This is a genomic window from Eubacterium sp. Marseille-QA0814 (assembly GCF_965119675.1).
Taxonomy (GTDB): Bacteria; Bacillota; Clostridia; order Lachnospirales; family Lachnospiraceae; genus Eubacterium_G.
The window spans coordinates 1-2,651 of the sequence record NZ_CBCPMG010000008.1; the positions used below are offsets into that span (position 1 = coordinate 1).

The 2,651-nt window shown below is 43.7% G+C and carries 4 protein-coding genes; all 4 read left to right on the top strand.

The features are described 5' to 3' along the window. A partial coding sequence (locus tag ACQY63_RS12275; RefSeq protein WP_428245315.1) for a phage portal protein occupies positions 1 to 931 on the top strand: 931 nt, incomplete at its 5' end. A 28-nt stretch (positions 932 to 959) separates the two neighbouring features. Further along, positions 960 to 2,051: a head maturation protease, ClpP-related gene (locus tag ACQY63_RS12280; protein WP_428245316.1), complete on the top strand. Its 1,092-nt coding sequence runs from the start codon at positions 960 to 962 to the stop codon at positions 2,049 to 2,051. Positions 2,052 to 2,067: 16 nt separating this feature from the next. After that, complete coding sequence (locus ACQY63_RS12285) at positions 2,068 to 2,421, top strand: hypothetical protein (protein WP_428245317.1); 354 nt, start codon at positions 2,068 to 2,070, stop codon at positions 2,419 to 2,421. A gap of 20 nt (positions 2,422 to 2,441) precedes the next feature. Next, positions 2,442 to 2,651 (top strand): major capsid protein (locus ACQY63_RS12290; protein ID WP_428245318.1); only part of this gene is annotated, 210 nt, incomplete at its 3' end.

Genomic DNA, 2,651 nt, shown 5'->3' on the forward strand with positions numbered 1-2,651 from the left:
AAGAGTGCTTGCATACGGAGAAAAAACAGGACGAAGAAACATATTACACGTTATGAACAGGGAGCGAATCGGGCAAGTCCGAGGAGTTCCCTTTTTAGCACCTGTAATTGACACGATAAAGCAGTTAGGACGATACACAGAAGCGGAAGTATTGGCAGCAGTTATTAACGGATTATTTACCGTGTTTATCGAAAAAGAAAGTGCAAGTGATGATGTACCGTTTGGGGAAAGTATCCCGGAAGAGATGCAGGTAGACCAAGAGGACGAAAACAGTATTGAACTTGCACCGGGGGCGGTAATCGACCTTGGAGAGGGAGAAAAAGCCAATATGGTAAATCCGGGCAGACCAAACCCGAACTTTGACCCGTTTGTAATTGCGGTGCTAAAGCAGATAGGGGCAGCCTTGGAAATTCCATACGAAATACTGATTATGGCTTTTTCTAGCAACTATTCCGCATCAAGGGCCGCAATCCTTGAATTTTTTAAGGTTGTAAAAATGTATAGGGCGTGGTTTGTTGCCGATTTTTGCCAACCAATTTACGAAGAATGGTTAAGCGAAGCGGTAGCAAAAGGGAGAATCAAAGCACCCGGATTTTTTGCAGACCCGATTATTAAAGATGCCTATTGTTCGGCGGAGTGGACGGGGCCGAGTGCCGGACAGCTTGACCCGACAAAAGAGGTTGAAGCTGCCGAGAAGAGGGTACAGGGTGGCTATTCCACAAGGGAAAGAGAAGCAAGGGAACTTACAGGCACAGACTTTTACAAAAATATCAAGCAGCGAAAGCGTGAAGAGGAACTGTTAAAGGAGGTAACAGGAGGTGCAAAGACAGAAACACAAACCGTTGAGAATATTAACGGACGTGAGGAATCAGACACAGAAAACAACCCCGACAATGACGGAGGGCAGACAGAGGAAAAAACCGAGGAATAAGAACGAAGTACAAAGGTTTTGGAACTTTGTGCCGGATGAAGAGAGCAACACGGCAGAAATGCTATTGTATGGCGAAATCTCCGAGTATTCGTGGTATGGGGATGAAATCACACCAAGTATATTTAATCAAGAGTTAAAAGACTTGGGGGCGGTAGATGAAATAACCGTGCGTATCAATTCGGGCGGAGGGGATGTATTCGCAGCAGTAGCGATATATACACGATTGAAAGAGCATAAGGCGAAAATATCGGTAAAAATTGACGGTTGGTGTGCAAGTGCAGCAACCATTATTGCTATGGCAGGCGATACGATAGAAATATCTGTAGGCGGTGTGTTTATGATACACGACCCATTAGCCGGATTGATTGGATATTACAATACAACAGATTTAGAAAACATTGTTAAAGAGTTGGAAACAATCAAGCAATCTATTGTTAATTGCTATATGACCGTTACGGACAAGTCAGAGGAAGAGATAAAAAGCCTTATGACAAATGAGGGCGAATGGTTCACAGGAGAGGAAGCAGTAGAAGCAGGCTTTTGTACCGCAGTAATGTTTACGGATGTGGATACAGAGGTAGAAAATGAGGAAAAGGTAATTGTAAATTCCGTACCTATCGGCTTGGAGAGATTCAGCACGATACCAAAAGGATTATTAGGCTACGCCAATAGCCATAATAATAACTATAAAACCAATGGAAAAAACAAGGAGGACAATAACATGACATTGGAAGAGTTTAAAAAGAACCACCCGGACGTAGCCAATGCGTATAAAACCGAGGTTTTGGCAGGAGCAAAAGACAACGCCGGAGCGGACACACAGGCAGCAGTAGATACAGAAAGGGCAAGAATCAAGGCGATTGATGAAATCACATTGCCGGGGTTTGAGGATTTGGCAAACAAGGCAAAGTATGAAGAGCCTGTAAGTGCGGAAGCGTTTGCAATGCAGATTGTAGCAGCACAGAAAAAGACAGGACAGGCGTTTTTAAACGACCGTGAGGATGATGTAGATAAATCGGGAGTAAAAGACGTAACCCCAGCTTCTAACAATGGCAGACAGGGAGAAGATAAAGACCCGTTCGGCGATATTATCGACCAGATGTATCCGCAGACAAAATAACAGGAGGTAAAGAACAATGGCAGGAAAAGAGAAGTTAGAAAGTTATTCCCCTAAAATGGTACACGCCGGGGATTTTCCCGTTGTGACCGATTCGGGCACAGTAGCAAGTGGAGAAACAATTCACGAACTTATGCCTATCACATTAGGTACAGACGGAAAAATTAAGGCGGTAACAGCAGATACCGTAGTGGATGTATATGGTCTTGCAGCGGAAAACGCAGAAGAGGGAGAAGAGGTAGTGTATTACCTCACAGGCGAATTTTTCGGTAGTGCGATTGAAGTACCTGTAGGCAAGACGGCAGCAGACTTTAAAGCACCATTTAGAAAAATTGGCATTTTCCTCGTAGATACAGACAACGCAACAGCATAGAGAAAAGGAGATAAATTAAAATGGCAAATATCAGCATTTACGACCCTAGAACAATGGGTAAACTTGTAGAGCGTATGCCTAAAGTGCAGACGTTCATTAAGTCTACTTTCTTCCGCAATGTCGAAACATTCGACACACAGAAGATTGATGTAGATTTTAAGAAAGGAAACAGACAGCTTGCACCATTCGTACATAAAAAGATTGGCGGTGTGACTATCGACAACGAGGGG